The following is a 16,230-nucleotide window of genomic DNA, read 5'->3' as shown; positions in this document are numbered from 1 at the left end:
GGTAGGCCGCGCGAACCTCCGACGCCCCGAGAGTTTTCGTCCAGATAATTCCCCAAAACGCGGGATAAACCCGAATTATGTGGACAAGAGCCTTGCGTTCCGGTGCCGGCCATCCCCCGACCCACAAGGAACAGTTGTGCCACAAAGTACCCCCACAGAACTCGTGAGCCCGACGGCGCAATCCGCCGTCGTCGACTCCACCCTCAGCGCCGAGGGCTACAAGAAGTCCCTGAGCGGCCGCCAGGTCACCATGATCGCCATGGGCGGCGCCATCGGCGTCGGCCTCTTCATGGGTGCCGGCGGACGCCTGGCCTCCACGGGCCCCGCCCTGATCTTCTCCTACGCCATTGCCGGCGTCATCGCCTACCTGCTGATGCGCGCCCTGGGCGAACTCATCATGTACCGCCAGACCTCGGGCTCCTTCGTCAGCTATGCCGGCGAAATGTTCGGCAAGAAGGGCGCGTACCTGTCCGGCTGGATGTACTTCATCAACTGGGCCATGACCGGCATCGCCGAGCTCATCGCGATCGGACTGTACTTCCAGTTCTTCTTCCCCAACGTGCCTGTTGAGCTGTCCGCCATCGCAGCGCTGCTACTGCTCGTGGGCGTCAACCTCCTGAGCGTCAAGGCGTTCGGCGAATTCGAATTCTGGGCCTCCTGCCTCAAGGTGGGCGCCATCCTGATCTTCCTGGCCGTGGGCACCTTCATGGTGGTCACCAACGCCCAGGTGGGCGACGGCCACGCCTCGGTGAACAACCTCTTCGCAGCCGAAGGCGGGATGTTCCCCAAGGGTGCGCTGGTGATGATCCTGGTCCTGAACGCCGTGATCTTCGCCTACAACGGCATTGAGCTCGTCGGCATCACGGCCGGCGAAATGCAGGACCCGGCCAAGGAAGTGCCCAAGGCCATCCGCGCGGTCGTCTTCCGCATCGTGGTGTTCTACGTCGGTTCCGTGACCCTCCTGGCCATGCTCCTTCCCTCTGACCAGTACGTGGCCGGCACCTCGCCGTTCGTCACCGTGTTCGGCCAGATGGGCCTCGGCTGGATGGGCGACGTCATGAACATGATCGTCATCACCGCCGCACTGTCCTCCTGCAACTCGGGCCTGTACTCGATCGGCCGGATCTTCCGCACAATGGCCAACAACGGACATGCTCCGGAGTGGCTGACCAGGATGTCCAAGAGCCACGTGCCGTACGCCGCCATCCTGGCCATCGGTGCTGTCTACCTGGTCGGTATCCTGCTGAACATCTGGCTTGGCGGCTCGCACGCCTTCGACCTCGCGCTCAACTCCGCGTCGATCGGCGTGATCTTCACCTGGGGAGCCATCTTCGCCAGCCAGATCGCGCTGCGCAAGAAGAAGGGCAAGGTCTCGTCCCTGCCCGCTCCCGGCGGAGCCTGGAGCAGCTGGGCCGGCCTGGTGGCCCTGCTGGCCATCACGGTGCTGATCGGCTTCGACACCATGACCAGCAAGACCGGCGAGGTCTTCCACCTCGGCCTCTGGACCCTGGCCACCATCCCGTTCTTCGCCCTGGTGCTGTGGCTCGGCTGGCAGAAGGTGCGGAACAACGAACCGAAGAGCGAGCTCTTCAGCTAGGGCTTTGCACCCAAGCAGTACGACGACGTCGGCGGTCACCTTCCCAAGGTGGCCGCCGCCGTCGTCGTTTGCGGGAGGAGCGCCGAAACGCTCCCTTTCCGCGGGGGAACTACGGGGAAGCCGGTATCTAGCCGAGGCTGTACCAGTTCTGCCCGTCGTAGGTGACCTCAAAGCCGCCGCCGGACTCGGTGGTCTGGGCGTTCCCATCGTAAACAAAGCCGCTCGGGTCAGCGGGGCAGGTGCCCGCCGGAGGGCCGTCGGTTTCCAGTGTGGGGGTGCCCTCATAACCGCGGAGGTAGAAGCCGGTTATCGCTCCATCTTTGCCCTTGGAGTTGTCCCGGGCGACCGTGGTCACGAGGCCCTGGACGCTCGTAGTGGAATTGCGAACCTGGACGATTTCCTTGGTCTCGCCGTTGCCTGTCTCAAAGGTCTTCGAACAGGTCCAGGTCGTCTCGCTCACGGAGTCCACCCGGAAGTCGACCGTTGATGCATGGGTCTGGAGCGCCTTGTTGTTCCAATCGAAACCAGTCTGGACATCGCCTTTGCCGACAAAGCCGGTGCCCGTGGCCGGGTCGAAGGTGACAATCGCCGCTGCCGGTGACGCTAAGGCCAGTGAAGCTGCGAACGCGGCCCCCGCGGCAACAAACACAAGAGTTCTCTTACTCATGAGACCAATACCCCTTTGTTGATGTTGATGTTGCCCGGGCGTCGATCGCCAGGGCATGAACGGAGCACTGAAACTCCGTTACTGGAGTGTACGAATGAGGCTGAAGGTAACACCCGAGTAAGGCGTACTCGACTATTCGGCCCGGTGCGACTTGCGAAGGGAGGTGGGGCCACAAGTGTCCGTTCGCCCCTGGGGCTATGGGTCCGGCAGGCACGAAGAGGAGAATGAACCCATGGTCGACAGCACGGTGTCCACAGGCCTTGCAGAGGGCAGGCGCCTTCTCGCAGCAAACAACTGGGCAGGCGCAGCCGCGGCGTTCGAGTCCGTTCTGGCGGACAGCGACGACCCCGCGGCGCATGACGGCCTGGCCGGTGCCTTGTGGTGGCTTCGCGACGTCGACAGGGCCATCGCCGAAAGAACCGCGGCCTACACGGGCTTTCGCCGGTTGGGCGAAGATGCCCAGGCGTTCCGGGCAGCCACCTGGCTGGCCCGCGAATATTCAGAGGCCGTGGGCAACGAGTCTGTCAGCCGTGGGTGGCTGGCACGGGCCGAAGGCCTCGCCTCGAAACTGCCGCCCGGCGTCGAACGCGGCTGGCTCGCCGTCACCCGGGGCCTCCTCGGGGCCGACCCGGCGGCGGCCCGCGACGACGCCCAGGCGGCGCTGGACATTGCACGAAGCTCCGCCGACCCGGATCTTGAGGCAACGGCCCTAGCACTCCTCGGTCTCGGGACAATCGCCGCCGGCAACGTACCGGACGGGATGACGCTCCTCGACGAGGCGATGGTTGTGGTGACCGCCAGCGAGCTGCAGGACGCAATGGTTTTCGGCGACGTCTGCTGCATGGTCACGCGGGCCAGCGAAGATGCGTGTGACACCTCGCGGCTGAGCCAATGGAACAAGACCGTCATGCGCTACATGGAAAACACGGGGCACCCCGCGCTCCTCGAGTTCTGCGGGACATGCTGCGCGGAGATCCTTCTTTCCACCGGTGACATCGCAAGTGCCGAAGCGTGGCTCACCAAGACATTGCATGAGCTTGATCAGGGCGGCCACCGCTCCCGGTGTGTGCACCCTGCCGCCAAGCTCGCCGAACTCCGGCTGCTCCAAGGCCGTGTTGAGGACGCGGGCAGGTTGCTCTCAGGTTTCGAAGGGCGCCCTGACGCGTTAAGGGCGACGGCGGCAGTGCGGCTGGCGTCCGGCGATACGGCTGTGGCGGCGGCGCTCCTTCACCGGCGGATCCGCCAGACCGGCGGAGGGCTCCTTGCGGTTCCGCTCCTGGCTCTCCTGGCCGAGGTTCAACTGGCTCAAGGGACTCCCGACCAGGCCATGGCAACGGCCGCACGCCTGGATGATGTCGCCGCTGCCACCAACTGGCCGCGGGCAATCGCGGCGTCACACCTCGCGGCGGGTCGCGCCGCCGCCGGCGCGGGAAACATTGCGTCGGCGCAGGAACGCCTGGACGCGGCGATAGCGGACTATGACGAGCTGAACATGCCGCTCGAGGCCGCTCAGGCGCGGCTCTCCCTGTCAGAGGCCCTGCGCCTGTCGGATCGCGATGTGGCGGTCCATGAGGCCGGAGTGGCACTGGCGGTCTTTGACGATGCGGGTGCCGCAGGAATGGCAGATCAGGCTTCCGCGCTCCTGCGCTCCCTCGGCGGTCCGGCCCGTACGGGGCCCAAGGCTCTCGGGCTCCTGTCGCGGCGGGAATCTGAGGTGCTCACGCTACTGGCGGAGGCGTTGACGAATGCAGAAATTGCGGGCCGGCTGTTCATCAGCGCGAAGACCGCGGAACACCATGTGAGCAACATTCTGGCCAAGCTGCAGCTGCGCAACCGTGCCGAAGCCGCTGCCTTTGCCCTGCGCCACTCCCGGCCCGAACAGGGCAGTAAATAGGGAAATTCCCCCATCCTTTCCCGCCTGCGGCGGCGCATTCTTGCGGTATCAGCAAGTCCGCAGGAGGTGCGACATGACACGGCAAATGGCATCGGCCAATGTCCTCAAACACGAGCTGGCGGTGATGGTTCGGGAGAAGTCCAAAGCCACGGCAAACACCGTCTTCAATACCCTCGCCAACCTGTCGGGCCACCCCGGCTGGGGAGGTGCCGAGGCAGCAACGCTCCTGTCCGTGGATGCTCCGGCAGGGCCGGCCATGGCAGGAACGGAGTTCACCTCGACGTCGGAGGACGCCACCTGCCGGATTTGGGATTCTTCGGTGGTCACGGAAGCCGTCCGCCCGGCCACCTTCGAGAAGGTCACAGAGTCCCGGCTGAAGACAAAGCGGAAAGGGACTCCGGCGCAATGGCTCCTGGTACACCGCTACGAGATTGAGCCGGTCGGCGTCGGGAGCCGGATCACCTACACGTGCCGGCTGGTCCGCGCGGACGCGCTGCCGGGATCCTTGGCTCTCCTCGGAATTCCGGTCCTGCGCTGGCTCGCATCCCGCGAGTGGGCGAGGGCCAGCCGGGCAGGCCTGCGACGGCTCGTGGCGGCAGCAGAGACCAAACCGTGGGCCTGACCCGCATCTATCAAGGCACAGATTCACTAAGGCACAAATCAAGGAAGGAACAGGACGATGGCAAAGCTAGCACGAGACGATTCGACAGCACGCACTGAAAGCATGACGGGCTACGAGGGCCGCTTCCGGGAGGCGGACGGCTATACGCTAGCCTTCGAAAATTTCGAAGAGGGCGGGGACTTCACTCCTTTCTACCGTGGCTTGCCGGACGATCTGTGCCAGAGCCACCACTGGGGCTACGTCATCCGCGGGCGGCTCATCATGCACACGCCCACAGGAGACGAGATCATCCAGGCCGGTGAGGCGTACTACGCCGCACCCGGACACACGGATGAGCTCGATCCCGGGACGGAGCTGGTTGAGTTCAGCCCGACCGATGAACTGGCACGCACGCTCGAGGTTGTGGCGAAAAACCTCGCGGCGTAAGGCGCGAAGCGTAAGGCAGGAGCGCGAACAGGCAGCTAATGCCCTCAAATTCCGGATTTGAGGGCATTAGCTGCCTGTTCGCGCTTAGTTCTTCAAATGCCGGGCGAAGTGGTCCTCGATCCTTTGCCAGGCTTCCGTGGCCGCTTCGGGGTCCGGTTTGATGCCCATGACGCGGAACAGCGGCCGCAGCGGCCGCGGACCCTCTTCGGCGTCGTTCATGAAGGCGTGGCCAGCGCTTTCGAATTCCTTGACGTCATGCTCGATACCCAGCGTTTCCAGCGTGGCTTCGAGTTTCGCCGCGGCGCCGGGCAGTGTGCGGTCCTTCTTGCCGAAGTTGCCCACCACCGGGCATGCGCCCAGCAGGGCTTCTTCCGGGTGCCTGGGCAGCCTGCCGTAGTTGACGGCCGCGGCGTCGAAGCCGTTCCTGGCGACCAGCAGGGCGAAGCCGCCGCCCATGCAAAAGCCGATCACACCGATCTTGCCGTTGGTGCGTCCCGAGCCCTCCAGCCAGGCCTGCGCGGTGGCCAGGTCCGTGAACGCCTTGCCGGAGCCGGACAGCATCGACCTCATGGTGGACACCAGGCAGCGGCGGGAGCCGCCGTCGCTGAAGAGGTCCACAGCCAGGGTGAGGTAGCCGGCGGCGGCCAGTCTGTCCGCCTGGCGCCGGGCAATGTCGTTGAGGCCGAACGCCTCGTGAATCATCAGGACGGCGGGAAACGGACCCGTCCCCGCAGGTTCCGCGAGGTAGCCGCGCAGGTTCCGGGAACCAGTGCCGCCCAGGTGGCTGAGCTTCCCTGAAGCACCGGCGGAAGTGCCGGCCTCGCTGAGGTCGATGATCGTCATCGTGCGGACCTTCCGTTGGCGGTTGCTGTCACCAGAGAATCTCACACAAAGGCGGCGGGCATCCCCCAAAGGAATGCCCGCCGCCGTTTCCCGGGCAGCCGCCGTGGCCGCTGCCTAGGTTGCCCTAGTCTCTTTTGAACTCGTCCTTCACGTTTTCGCCAACTTTCTTGGCGTCGGCAACAACCTGGTCCTTCTGACCCTCTGCACGCAGCCGGTCATTGTCCGTGGCGTTGCCGGCCGCTTCCTTGGCCTTGCCGCCGAGGTGCTCTGCTTCGTTCTGAATTTTGTCGCCGATTCCCATGGTGTATTCCACCTCTCGTTGCCGGTAAAAAACTAAGCATCATTACAATAACACAAAGCATGCTTACTAATTCAAGGGAAGTTTCGTTGCGGTTCCAAGGGAATTCCAAGGGCGCCCGGCGTCGTCCGTGACGGTTGTCGGTGCTCCCGGTTAGGCTCGATTGCATGGACCACAAGACCACGCTCACGCAGCACGTCAATGCCAGCCCGGACAAGGTCTGGGCCGTGATCTCGGACATTCCGGGCTCGGCAGCCACCCTTTCCGGAATCGATTCCATCCAGATGCTCAGCGAGGGCGGATATGGCGAAGGCACCCGGTGGAAGGAAACCCGCACCATGATGGGCCGCGCCGAAACCGTGGAAATGTGGGTGTCCCAGGCCGAACCGCCGTCGCCGGCCCAGGCCGGCAGCACCACGGTCAAAGCGCTCCAGGGCGGCGCGGACTACACCACGCGGTTCACGCTTGCCGGGCGCGACGGCGGGACGGACCTCTCGCTGACCTTCGGCGCCGAGGTGGTCAAGCCCACCCTGCTGAGCAAGGTCGCGATGGCCCTTTTCGGCAAGATCGGCATGAGCATGACCAGGAAGGCGCTGGCCAAGGACCTGGCCGAGATTGCTGCGAAGGCCGAGTCCCTCTGATGGCGGGCAGGCCCGCCACGGGAAGGGCGGCGACAAGTAAGGCTGCGACCGGCAAGGCCGCGAAGGTCACCGCACCGCGGCTCTCTCCGGTCCGGCTCGATGAACTTCGTGATGAGCCGGCCCCGGATTTCCAGCGGGGCGAACGGTACGACGGCGTCAGGTTCACCCGCGCCGACGCCGACGGCCTGGAGCTGAGCGGCACGGACTTCGCCGAGTGTGAATTCAACGGGGTCTCGTTCAATGAAACCGAGTTGCGCGGTGCCACGTTCCGGGACTGCGTCCTGGCGGAGGTCTACGCCCCGGTGTTCACGGCGGCGCGGGCTACGCTGCGGGATGTCGAGATCAGCAATCCGCGGTGGGGTTCGGCGGAGCTGTACGAGAGCGGCTGGACGTCGGTGCGGATCGACGGCGGGAAGCTGGACTACGTCAACCTGCGCGGATCGCGGCTGACGGACGTGCAGATCAGCGACTGCATCATCAACGAGCTGGACCTCGGCTCCGTGACGGGGACGCGGGTGGCCCTGAAGAACTGCACCATCGGCACCCTCGACCTGGCCGGCGCCAAGTTCAAGGACTTCGATCTCCGGGGCACCGACTTCCGCACCATCAGCGGGCTCGAAAGCCTCGCGGGGGTCGTGATTGACGACTATCAGCTGAGCCTGCTCGCCCCGCTCCTGGCGGCCCACCTCGGCATTACTGTCCTCTAAAGGCCGGGAGCCCGGTTGACCCCTTGCGGCCGCCGTGTAATCTTTATAGAACGAACGGTCGGTAAATTAGTCGCAGGGCTCTTGCCGCCGCAGATGACAGTGCCGTTTATCGCGTGAAGGGTGTTTCCATGGCCTCAGCAGTAGCAGGACCGCAGGCATTTTTGGTGGGCGGCGCCCGGACGCCGGTGGGCCGGTACGGAGGCGCGCTCTCCGCTGTCCGCCCGGATGACCTCGCCGCCCTCGTGGTCCGCGAGGCCGTTTCACGGGCCGGGCTTGACCCCGACTCCATCGACGAAGTGATCCTGGGCAACGCCAACGGCGCCGGCGAGGAAAACCGCAACGTGGCCCGCATGGCCACGCTGCTGGCTGGGCTTCCCCTCCATATCTCCGGAATCACGGTGAACCGGCTGTGTGCATCCGGGCTGAGCGCCATCATCATGGCGAGCCACATGATCAAGTCCGGAGCCGCGGACATCGTGATTGCCGGCGGCGTGGAATCCATGAGCCGGGCACCCTGGGTGCAGGAGAAGCCGCAGACGGCCTTCGCCAAGCCCGGCGCCATCTTCGACACGTCCATCGGCTGGCGGTTTGCCAACCCGCTGTTCCAGAAGGGCGAACTCTCCCGGGACGGCAAGATGACGTACTCCATGCCGGAGACGGCCGAGGAAGTGGGCCGCGTGGACGGCATTTCCCGCGAAGACGCCGACGCCTTTGCCGTCCGCTCGCACGAACGGTCCCTCGCGGCCATCGCCGCCGGACGCTTCGCCGAGGAAATCGTCCCGGTGACGGTCAAGACCCGCAAGGGCGAAACCGTGGTGGACACCGACGAGGGACCCCGTGCCGGGACCACCATGGACGTGCTGGCCGGGCTCCGCCCCGTGGTCAAGGGCGGCTCGATCGTCACCGCTGGCAACTCCTCCACCCTCAACGACGGCGCCTCAGCCATCATCGTGGCGTCCGAGGCGGCCATCCAGAAGCTGGGCCTCACCCCCCGCGCCCGCATCATCGACGGCGCCTCGGCCGGGTGCGAACCCGAGATCATGGGCATCGGCCCCGTCCCCGCCACCCAGAAAGTGCTGGCCCGCAGCGGCTACAGCGTGGGCGACCTCGGCGCCGTCGAACTCAACGAAGCGTTTGCAACCCAGTCGCTCGCCAGCATGCGGCGGTTGGGCCTGGACCCGGACATTGTGAACAACGACGGCGGGGCCATCAGCCTGGGGCACCCGCTCGGTTCCAGCGGCTCACGGATCGCCATCACCCTGCTGGGGCGGATGGCACGCGAAGACGCCAAAATGGGTCTCGCCACCATGTGCATCGGCGTCGGCCAGGGAACTGCCATGCTGCTGGAGCGTGTGTAATGCCAGCTCCGGACGGCGCCAACGGACACTTGAGCACCCACGACTTCCGCACCCTCCTGGTTGAGGAACGTGACGACCGCGTGGTGGTGCTCCTCAACCGCCCCGAGGTCCGCAACGCCATCGACCAGCAGATGGTGGACGAGCTCCACCTCGTGTGTGCCGCGCTGGAGCAGAACCCCAAGGTGCTGATCATCGCGGGCGTCGACGGCGTCTTTGCGTCCGGCGCGGACATCGCCCAGCTGCGCGAACGGCGCCGGGACGACGCGCTGCAGGGCATCAACTCCACGATCTTCGTCCGGATCGCCAAGCTGCCCATGCCGGTCATTGCGGCACTGGACGGCTACTGCCTGGGCGGCGGCGCCGAGCTCGCCTACGCCGCGGACTTCAGGATCGGCACGCCCAGCGTCCGCATCGGCAACCCCGAGACCGGCCTGGGCATCCTCGCCGCGGCCGGTGCCAGTTGGCGGCTGAAGGAACTGGTGGGCGAGCCCCTTGCCAAGCAGATCCTGCTGGCCGGGCTGGTGCTGCGCGCCGAACAGGCTCTCGCCGTCAACCTCATCACGGAGATCCACGAGGCCCCCGTGCTGATGGACGGAGCCCACAGCCTCGCCGACCGCATCGCCCGGCAGGACCCGCTGGCCGTGCGGATCACCAAATCCGTGTTCCATGCACCGGCCGAGGCACACCCGCTGATCGACCAGCTGGCGCAGGGGATCCTCTTCGAATCCCAGGCGAAGTTCGACCGCATGCAGGCTTTCTTAGATAAGAAGTCAGCCAAGAATTCAGACCAGTCCGACGGGAAGCAGTAACCATGAGCAACTCCGCACTTCCGGCAAACATTCGCGGCGCCAACTTTCCCGCCACTGACCTTCCCGCCACTGACCTTCCCGCCACTGACCTTCCCGCCACGGTGGGAGTCCTCGGCGGCGGCCGCATGGGGGCCGGCATCGCCCACGCCTTCCTGATCAACGGTGCCAACGTCCTGGTGGTTGAACGGGACGAAGCCTCCGCCGAAGCCGCCCGGGAACGCGTCGAGTCCGCGGCAGCCAAGAGCATCGAACGAGGCGCCACGGACGCCAACCTGGACGAGATGGCCTCCCGCCTGTCCGTGACCGTGGACTACGACGACTTCAAGGACCGCCAGCTGGTGGTGGAGGCCGTCCCGGAGGACTGGGACCTGAAGGTCACCTCGCTCCGCGGAATCGAGGCGCGGCTTTCCGACGACGCCTACCTCGCGTCCAACACGTCCTCGCTGTCCGTCAACGGCCTGGCCCGCGAACTGAAGCGTCCGCAGAACTTCCTGGGCCTGCACTTCTTCAACCCGGTGCCGGCGTCCACGCTTATCGAAGTGGTGCTCGGTGAGCAGACCTCCGAGGCGCTTGCCGCTGCGGCGAAAAGGTGGGTCGAGGCACTCGGCAAGACCGCCGTCGTCGTCAACGACGCGCCCGGCTTTGCCTCGTCGCGGCTGGGCGTGGCCATCGCCTTGGAAGCCATGCGCATGGTGGAGGAGGGCGTTGCGTCCGCGGAGGACATCGACAACGCCATGGTGCTGGGCTACAAGCACCCCACCGGGCCGCTCCGGACCACGGACATCGTGGGCCTGGATGTCCGGCTGGGCATCGCGGAGTACCTGCAGTCAACGCTGGGGGAGCGCTTCGCGCCGCCGCAGATCCTGCGCGACAAGGTGGCCCGCGGTGAACTGGGCCGGAAGACCGGCAAGGGATTCTTCGACTGGCCGGCTTAGCGCCGGGAACCCTTAGTGTGCTGCCTGCGCGTCGAGGGCCGTCTTCAGGCCGTTCATGGCGGGATCCCGCAGGGACATAAACGCCGGTTTCATGAAGGGTTCGGCGATCTTGAGCAAGCCTTTGAGCTGGAACTCGGCTGTGTACTTCACCGCGCAGCCGGTGCCGTCCGGCGAGACGTCGATCGAGTCTTCGGAAATGACCGTCTTGTTTTCGCCGCGGAGTTTGATGTGGCTGCCGGTCAGCTCCACCACCTCGTAGACCAGGGCCTGCCGTTTGCCCCGGAATTCCGCTTCGGCGTGGTACCGGTGGCCCACGGCAACGGGCGCTTCGGAGAGCTTCTTCACCACGGGCGTACCCGGGTCCCATTCGGCGGTGTGCTCGAAGGCTGACAGGTAGGCGAAGGCTTGTTCTGCGGCGAGGGGAGAGCGGACGGTTCCTGCAACAGTGATCATCCGAGAAGCCTAGCCGTTGCCCCTAGGATGGTGCCGTGACTTCCATCGAACCCATCACTCTGACCGGGCAATACGTCGTCCTCGAACCGCTGAGCCACGCGCACCATGACGGCCTGGTGGACGCGGCCCGCGACGGCGAACTCTGGAAACTCTGGTACACGAGTGTTCCCACCCCTGAAGGCATGGCCGCGGAGATCGACCGCCGGCTGGGGCTCCAGGAACAGGGCTCCATGCTGCCGTTCACCACGAGCCTGATCGACCCCGCCACGGGCGGTCCCGGCCGGGTCATCGGGATGACCACCTACATGAACATCGACGCCGCCACACCCCGCGTGGAGATCGGCTCCACCTGGAACGCGGCTTCTTCGCACGGCAGCGGCAGCAACCCGGATTCGAAGCTGCAGCTGCTGCGGCATGCCTTCGAAACGCTGGGATGCCCGGCCGTCGAGTTCCGGACGCACTGGCTCAACCACCAGTCCCGGGAAGCCATCGCCCGGCTGGGAGCCAAGCAGGACGGCGTGCTGCGCAACCACAGCCGGACCGCGGACGGCACACTCCGGGACACCGTGGTGTTCTCGATCCTCGAGCACGAATGGCCCATGGTCCGCACCGGCCTGGAGTTCAGGCTCGCGAAGCAGCGCTACGGCGTCGAGTAGGCGCCGGCCGCGGTGAGGGCTGCGTAGTAGGCCCGGTACCCGGCCGCGTTGGGATGGAAGTTGTCCGGCCCAGGCACAAACGGGTTGTAGTTGATCCAGGGATCCGCGGAGCCGATCCCGTGGCCCAGGAAGGCTCCGGCTACGTCCACGTACTGTGCGCCTCCGGGACCGTCGGCACCGGCTGCCCCTGCGATCACGGCATTGAGCCCCAGGGTGAGTCCGTTCACGGTTTCCTGGAGTGAACCGGGCTCGGGTGAATGGAACAGCAGCGGATATCCGGTCACATAGACCCGCGCATCTGGTGCTTTGGACTTCACCGCGTTGATCATCGTTACCAGGCCCTGGAACAAGGGACCGGAACCGGTCTGAGCCTCGGCAAGCGCGATCGAACGGGCCTGCAGGCCCTGCAGGCAGGCGGCCTCCTGGCCCGGTGACGTGCACACGGTCAGCAAACCGGTGGTGTCGAGGTTGTTGCCTCCGGCCGTAATGGTCACCACCGCAATGCTCTTGTTCAGCCGTTCGAGCTGCGTGGCCACAACCACTTGCGTGGTGGATCCCTGGCACGCGGCGTTGATGGCCAGGCGCACCGTCTTCTTTTCCACGGCGTCGGCCGGGTAGCTGTTCGCGCTTCGAAGGCACTCATCCAAATACGAGCCGGCTCCCTGGCCGGCAGCGAATGAGTCACCCAGTGCGACGTAGGCCAGGGCCGGAGCGGCTGTCGCCGGACCCGCCGCGGTTCCCAACGCCAGTGCGAGCGTCGCGAGGCCTGCCGCGAACGCCGCGCGCCGCCGTCGTAATATCCGGTCACCCATCAGTTTCCCCTTTGTTCTGAATTGTGCGCCGGGCCGCGTGGCCGCGGGCAGGCGGCAAAGCCGCAAGTACGCCCAAGAGTACGCTTGCGCCGGCCCTGCGAACACCGGTTGGAGTACCCGTTTGTTTGCCGGCAGCCACCCCATTTTTCGGCAAGTACCGGTGCCGGATGCCGGGCGTCTGTGGTTAGCTGGCTGGATGGAACAGCCTGGACAGCCCGTGCACTGGGACGGAGCCGTGAATGCGTGGCGCATTTCCGGCAACGTGTTCCGGATGGGGCGCCGGGAATGGGTCACCGCAGCGGGCTGGAAACAGGCGTACGACGACGGCATCCGCACGGTGATCGACCTTCGGAACGCTGCGGAACACGGCCGCCGGGACACCGATCCCGAAGTGGGCGCGGACGTGCTGGCGGTGTTCGACGTGGTGCATGCTCCCACCGAAGACCCGGAGCACCCGGAGTTCAAGGAACTGTGTTCCCCGTACCTGAACGATCCGGACTGCTACGCGGCCAACGCCCGGCTGTTTCCGGACAAGCTCGTGGCCGTTTTTCGGGCCGTCGCCGCTGCGCCTGCCGGTGTGGTGATCCACTGTTCGGCCGGGCGGGACCGCAGCGGAATGATCGCTGCCATGCTCCAGGACCTTACGGGCGCCGGTGACCACGAGATTGTTTCGGGCTACCAGGCCGCCATGCGGGGAATCAACGAACGCCACCGCACGGCCGCGGTGCCCCACAAGCACGAGCGCTACCTGGAAGAACACGCCCTGCTGCCCCTGCTGGAGAAGCGCGGCGGGGGAGCCCTCGAGTTCGTCCGGCGGCTGGACACCACAAACTATCTTTTGCGGCACGGGATCACCGTGGCCGAGCTGGCTGCGATCCGGTCCCGGCTGGCAACAAGGGTGGCGACGTGAACGAAATTTGGGGGACGCTTTGACGCATCATTCCGGACGTAACCGCTTCAACCGCGCCTTGGGACTGGCTGCCGCAGCCGCCCTGGCCCTCGGCTCCACCTTCCTCGCGGGTCCCGCCGTCGCAGAGTCCGGTCCGCCGCTCCCTGGTCCGTCGGCGTCTACCGTTTCCACCGCGGCGCCTGCGGCCTCTCCCGCGGCGCCTGCTGCCTCTCCCGAGGCGCCGGCCCCCGAAGCGGGCGATTCCGCGCCCGCGATCAGCGATGCCGGGCTGACGGAGGCCGTCCTCCGCGACCTGGGGATGACGCTCGAACAGTTCAACGCCGCCGGTGACCAGGGCAAACGCGCGGCCGACGCCGTTGCCTCCTTGCGCGAACTGCCCGGCTATGTGGGAATCAGCCTGAAGGACGGCCGGATTGTGGTCGAGGGCAGTGGCACGGAGCTTGCGGCCCGTGTGGCTGAACTCAATGCTGCAGGATCCGGCGCGGCAGGCGAGGCGGGTGCGTCCGGTGAATTCGTCCTGAAGGCACCGGCCCCTAAGCCATCAGCCGGGGCGCCGGCGGCCAGCGCTAGTGCCACCACGACGGGATCACCGGAAACATCGTCCGGCGCCGAAACGCCGGACCGGGTCGCGGCCAGCACGGACCAGTTGTTCACGGACTACGTCCGCGAAGTTGGCGCCGCCGGCCTTCAGGCCGTCGCCTTCGCCGACGGCAGCTTTGTGATCCGGACCGGCGGCACCATCCAGGCGGAGGCCGGCAGCGCTCCGGTAACCCCGACGAGCCCGGCGGCCCCGGCCGGCGCCGCTCCGGCGGGCGCCGCCACCGCATCGTCAGCCCCCGCATCGTCAGCCCCCGCGGCCTCGCCGTCCGAGTTCGTGGCGCGGTATTCGAACGTCCGGCTGGAGCAGGGCGAACCGCTCGCCCCGGAGGAGGACTTCTTCGGCGGGCAGGGGTTTGTGCTCAACAACGGAATCATCTGCTCCGCAGGGTATGGCGCCTACAGCCCGGCAGGGGAGCCCATAGTGCTCACCGCCGGCCACTGCACTGACGACGGAACCCTTTCAACGGCCAACGTGGAACGTCCCGAATCGCCCGCCAGTAACCTGCTTGGCACCCTGGGCTTCAGCCAGTTCGGCGGGCCGGGAAACTCGTGGATCACCGGTGACGAGGCCAACCCCGGAAACATCGGCACGGACATCGCAGTGATCGAGTCCATCCGCTCCGGGCTGGATGTTCAGCCTGCGGCCTCCCGCTGGGATGCTCCCGCGAACCCCGGTTCCACGGCCGTGAAGATCATCGGAACCGCGTCGCCGTCACCCGGGCAGGCCGTCTGCCGCTCCGGCCGCACGGACGGCTGGTCCTGCGGCACGGTGGATGAGGTGGGAATCTACGTCGTGGGCGGCATCACCCCCGACCCCTCCGACCTCCGGGCGTTCCGCGGCTTCCTGTCCAACTCGGTCCAGTCCAGCGGCGGCGACTCCGGCGGCCCGTGGATCAGCGGAAACTTCGCCGTCGGCACGCACTCTGCGGGTGACGCGCCCGGTTCCGCGTCGAATTTCGCCGTGGCCACCACCCTGGAGGACGCCATGACCCGGCTCCCCGGCGTTCAGCTGCAGCTGTTCCTCAACAAACCCGTGCTCACGGAACCGGCCGCCGGCGGCGGAGTGGCGCTCGGCCAGGCCATCACGGGACAGGTCCCGGCCGTTCCGGCCTCCGCCGTTGCGGCGGGCTCAACCGTCCGCATCACGGTGCCCGGCCAGGCTCCCGTGGAGGTGCCCGTGGACGCCGCCGGACAGTGGCAGTTCACCGCTCCGTCTCCGGCCGGCCGGCTGCGGTTTACGGCCGAAACCATCAACGGCTTCAGCCACTCCGGCGCGAGTTCGTTTGATGTCACTGTGCTGCCGTCAGACCTGCCGGCACCTACCATTGCCAGCCCGGCTGACGGGGAACTCCTCACGGCGCTCGAAGGCATTCAGGGCACCGGTACGCCCGGCGCCACCGTGCAACTTTCCGGTGACGCCACCGGGCAGGCCATGGTTGGCCTCGACGGTAACTGGACGGTGCCTGTCACCGGCAACGCGAGGTTCGGCTCCTTCAGCGTCACGGCAGTCCAGACCGCCCGGGGCATCGCTGACAGCCCGGCGGCAAGCCGGACCTTTATGGTTGCACCGCCGGCGCCAGCGGTCACCAACATCCAGGACGGCCAGCATTTTGCCCATGACGCGGTTCCAGGTCAGGTCACCGGTACCGCGCTCAACGGCGCGGCGGTGACCGTCACTGTTGATGCCGCCGCACCGGCGCGTGCCCCGTCGAACGGCACCTGGAGCTCGCCGTTGCCTGCGGGACTCGCGGCAGGTACGCATACGGTGGCAGCCAGCCAAACGGTCGACGGCGTGGCCTCGGTTCCCGTGAACGTCACCTTTGTGGTTGACCCCGCCCCCGTGGTTGCCCCCGCGGCCATTACCCCCGCCGGTGTGTCAGGCCAGTTGCCGGCCACCGGTGCCGATGGCCTCCTCACCGCTGCGGGTGTCGGGGCCGGGGTTCTGGTCCTCGGCGGCATCGCGTTGGTCCTGGCCAGGCGCCGCTCCCGCCGCTGAACCGCC

Annotated in this window: 17 protein-coding genes; 12 read left to right on the top strand and 5 right to left on the bottom strand. The window is 66.6% G+C overall.

From position 1 onward, the window contains the following. The first annotated feature begins 136 nt into the window (after window positions 1–136). Window positions 137–1,597, top strand: coding sequence for an amino acid permease (locus J7I79_RS21050; RefSeq protein ID WP_214956665.1), 1,461 nt, complete (start codon window positions 137–139; stop codon window positions 1,595–1,597). A gap of 127 nt (window positions 1,598–1,724) precedes the next feature. Here J7I79_RS21050 and J7I79_RS21045 read toward each other — a convergent pair whose 3' ends face one another. Then, window positions 1,725–2,264: a hypothetical protein gene (locus tag J7I79_RS21045; RefSeq protein ID WP_214956663.1), complete on the bottom strand. Its 540-nt coding sequence runs from the start codon at window positions 2,262–2,264 to the stop codon at window positions 1,725–1,727. Window positions 2,265–2,496: 232 nt separating this feature from the next. On the opposite strand from J7I79_RS21045, the gene J7I79_RS21040 reads away from it, so the two are divergent. From J7I79_RS21040 to J7I79_RS21030, 3 genes are all read left to right on the top strand, one after another. Then, window positions 2,497–4,158, top strand: coding sequence for a LuxR C-terminal-related transcriptional regulator (locus J7I79_RS21040; RefSeq protein WP_214956661.1), 1,662 nt, complete (start codon window positions 2,497–2,499; stop codon window positions 4,156–4,158). A 73-nt stretch (window positions 4,159–4,231) separates the two neighbouring features. Next, on the top strand, window positions 4,232–4,780 hold the full coding sequence (locus J7I79_RS21035; protein ID WP_214956659.1) for a hypothetical protein: 549 nt from the start codon (window positions 4,232–4,234) through the stop codon (window positions 4,778–4,780). A gap of 57 nt (window positions 4,781–4,837) precedes the next feature. Beyond that, complete coding sequence (locus J7I79_RS21030) at window positions 4,838–5,206, top strand: hypothetical protein (RefSeq protein ID WP_214956657.1); 369 nt, start codon at window positions 4,838–4,840, stop codon at window positions 5,204–5,206. An 84-nt stretch (window positions 5,207–5,290) separates the two neighbouring features. On the opposite strand, the gene J7I79_RS21025 is transcribed toward J7I79_RS21030, so the two are convergent. Both J7I79_RS21025 and J7I79_RS21020 read right to left on the bottom strand, forming a co-directional pair. Further along, window positions 5,291–6,049, bottom strand: coding sequence for a dienelactone hydrolase family protein (locus J7I79_RS21025; RefSeq protein ID WP_214956655.1), 759 nt, complete (start codon window positions 6,047–6,049; stop codon window positions 5,291–5,293). A gap of 124 nt (window positions 6,050–6,173) precedes the next feature. Further along, window positions 6,174–6,350 carry a CsbD family protein gene (locus J7I79_RS21020; RefSeq protein WP_011693098.1) on the bottom strand — a complete coding sequence of 59 codons (177 nt, stop codon included), beginning with the start codon at window positions 6,348–6,350 and terminating at the stop codon, window positions 6,174–6,176. Between the two features lie 164 nt (window positions 6,351–6,514). Here J7I79_RS21020 and J7I79_RS21015 point away from each other — a divergent pair, with 164 nt between their 5' ends. The 5 genes from J7I79_RS21015 to J7I79_RS20995 all read left to right on the top strand — a co-directional run bounded on the left by J7I79_RS21015 (window position 6,515) and on the right by J7I79_RS20995 (window position 10,797). Continuing rightward, a complete protein-coding gene (locus tag J7I79_RS21015; protein WP_214956653.1) occupies window positions 6,515–6,988 on the top strand; it encodes an SRPBCC family protein in 474 nt (157 codons plus the stop codon). Beyond that, window positions 6,988–7,695, top strand: coding sequence for a pentapeptide repeat-containing protein (locus J7I79_RS21010; protein ID WP_214956651.1), 708 nt, complete (start codon window positions 6,988–6,990; stop codon window positions 7,693–7,695). Before J7I79_RS21015 ends, J7I79_RS21010 begins: the two co-directional genes overlap by 1 nt. Window positions 7,696–7,823: 128 nt before the next feature. Next, window positions 7,824–9,053, top strand: a complete 1,230-nt coding sequence (locus J7I79_RS21005) for an acetyl-CoA C-acyltransferase (protein WP_214956649.1) — start codon at window positions 7,824–7,826, stop codon at window positions 9,051–9,053. After that, complete coding sequence (locus tag J7I79_RS21000) at window positions 9,053–9,862, top strand: enoyl-CoA hydratase/isomerase family protein (protein ID WP_214956647.1); 810 nt, start codon at window positions 9,053–9,055, stop codon at window positions 9,860–9,862. The genes J7I79_RS21005 and J7I79_RS21000 overlap by 1 nt, the downstream gene beginning before the upstream one ends. 2 nt (window positions 9,863–9,864) lie before the next feature. Further along, on the top strand, window positions 9,865–10,797 hold the full coding sequence (locus J7I79_RS20995; RefSeq protein WP_285291493.1) for a 3-hydroxyacyl-CoA dehydrogenase family protein: 933 nt from the start codon (window positions 9,865–9,867) through the stop codon (window positions 10,795–10,797). A 12-nt stretch (window positions 10,798–10,809) separates the two neighbouring features. Here J7I79_RS20995 and J7I79_RS20990 read toward each other — a convergent pair whose 3' ends face one another. Then, entirely contained in the window at window positions 10,810–11,250 is a 441-nt protein-coding gene (locus J7I79_RS20990; protein WP_214956645.1) for an SRPBCC family protein, read from the bottom strand. Between the two features lie 35 nt (window positions 11,251–11,285). On the opposite strand from J7I79_RS20990, the gene J7I79_RS20985 reads away from it, so the two are divergent. Beyond that, on the top strand, window positions 11,286–11,906 hold the full coding sequence (locus J7I79_RS20985; protein WP_214956643.1) for a GNAT family N-acetyltransferase: 621 nt from the start codon (window positions 11,286–11,288) through the stop codon (window positions 11,904–11,906). Here J7I79_RS20985 and J7I79_RS20980 read toward each other — a convergent pair. Further along, window positions 11,891–12,718, bottom strand: a complete 828-nt coding sequence (locus J7I79_RS20980; RefSeq protein ID WP_214956641.1) for an SGNH/GDSL hydrolase family protein — start codon at window positions 12,716–12,718, stop codon at window positions 11,891–11,893. The two genes, J7I79_RS20985 and J7I79_RS20980, sit on opposite strands and share 16 nt — an antisense overlap. Before the next feature lie 196 nt (window positions 12,719–12,914). Between J7I79_RS20980 and J7I79_RS20975 the strand changes: the two genes are divergently transcribed. After that, on the top strand, window positions 12,915–13,628 hold the full coding sequence (locus tag J7I79_RS20975; RefSeq protein WP_214956639.1) for a tyrosine-protein phosphatase: 714 nt from the start codon (window positions 12,915–12,917) through the stop codon (window positions 13,626–13,628). 19 nt (window positions 13,629–13,647) lie between these two features. Further along, window positions 13,648–16,224: a trypsin-like serine protease gene (locus J7I79_RS20970; protein ID WP_214956638.1), complete on the top strand. Its 2,577-nt coding sequence runs from the start codon at window positions 13,648–13,650 to the stop codon at window positions 16,222–16,224. The last annotated feature ends 6 nt before the right edge of the window (window positions 16,225–16,230 follow it).

Source organism: Arthrobacter sp. ISL-69 (assembly GCF_018613775.1).
GTDB lineage: Bacteria > Actinomycetota > Actinomycetes > Actinomycetales > Micrococcaceae > Arthrobacter.
The sequence above is the reverse complement of the archived record's forward strand: the minus strand, read 5'-3'. Positions and strand labels throughout refer to the sequence as shown.

What these genes read in the sequence shown, in the direction of transcription:
- J7I79_RS21010 (WP_214956651.1), top strand. Translation starts at nt 6,988, where the DNA reads ATGGCGGGCAGGCCCGCCACGGGAAGGGCGGCGACAAGTAAGGCTGCG.
- J7I79_RS20990 (WP_214956645.1), bottom strand. Translation starts at nt 11,250, where the DNA reads ATGATCACTGTTGCAGGAACCGTCCGCTCTCCCCTCGCCGCAGAACAA.
- J7I79_RS21005 (WP_214956649.1), top strand. Translation starts at nt 7,824, where the DNA reads ATGGCCTCAGCAGTAGCAGGACCGCAGGCATTTTTGGTGGGCGGCGCC.
- J7I79_RS21040 (WP_214956661.1), top strand. Translation starts at nt 2,497, where the DNA reads ATGGTCGACAGCACGGTGTCCACAGGCCTTGCAGAGGGCAGGCGCCTT.
- J7I79_RS21030 (WP_214956657.1), top strand. Translation starts at nt 4,838, where the DNA reads ATGGCAAAGCTAGCACGAGACGATTCGACAGCACGCACTGAAAGCATG.
- J7I79_RS21000 (WP_214956647.1), top strand. Translation starts at nt 9,053, where the DNA reads ATGCCAGCTCCGGACGGCGCCAACGGACACTTGAGCACCCACGACTTC.
- J7I79_RS20980 (WP_214956641.1), bottom strand. Translation starts at nt 12,718, where the DNA reads ATGGGTGACCGGATATTACGACGGCGGCGCGCGGCGTTCGCGGCAGGC.
- J7I79_RS21020 (WP_011693098.1), bottom strand. Translation starts at nt 6,350, where the DNA reads ATGGGAATCGGCGACAAAATTCAGAACGAAGCAGAGCACCTCGGCGGC.
- J7I79_RS21015 (WP_214956653.1), top strand. Translation starts at nt 6,515, where the DNA reads ATGGACCACAAGACCACGCTCACGCAGCACGTCAATGCCAGCCCGGAC.
- J7I79_RS21025 (WP_214956655.1), bottom strand. Translation starts at nt 6,049, where the DNA reads ATGACGATCATCGACCTCAGCGAGGCCGGCACTTCCGCCGGTGCTTCA.
- J7I79_RS21045 (WP_214956663.1), bottom strand. Translation starts at nt 2,264, where the DNA reads ATGAGTAAGAGAACTCTTGTGTTTGTTGCCGCGGGGGCCGCGTTCGCA.
- J7I79_RS20975 (WP_214956639.1), top strand. Translation starts at nt 12,915, where the DNA reads ATGGAACAGCCTGGACAGCCCGTGCACTGGGACGGAGCCGTGAATGCG.
- J7I79_RS20995 (WP_285291493.1), top strand. Translation starts at nt 9,865, where the DNA reads ATGAGCAACTCCGCACTTCCGGCAAACATTCGCGGCGCCAACTTTCCC.
- J7I79_RS21035 (WP_214956659.1), top strand. Translation starts at nt 4,232, where the DNA reads ATGACACGGCAAATGGCATCGGCCAATGTCCTCAAACACGAGCTGGCG.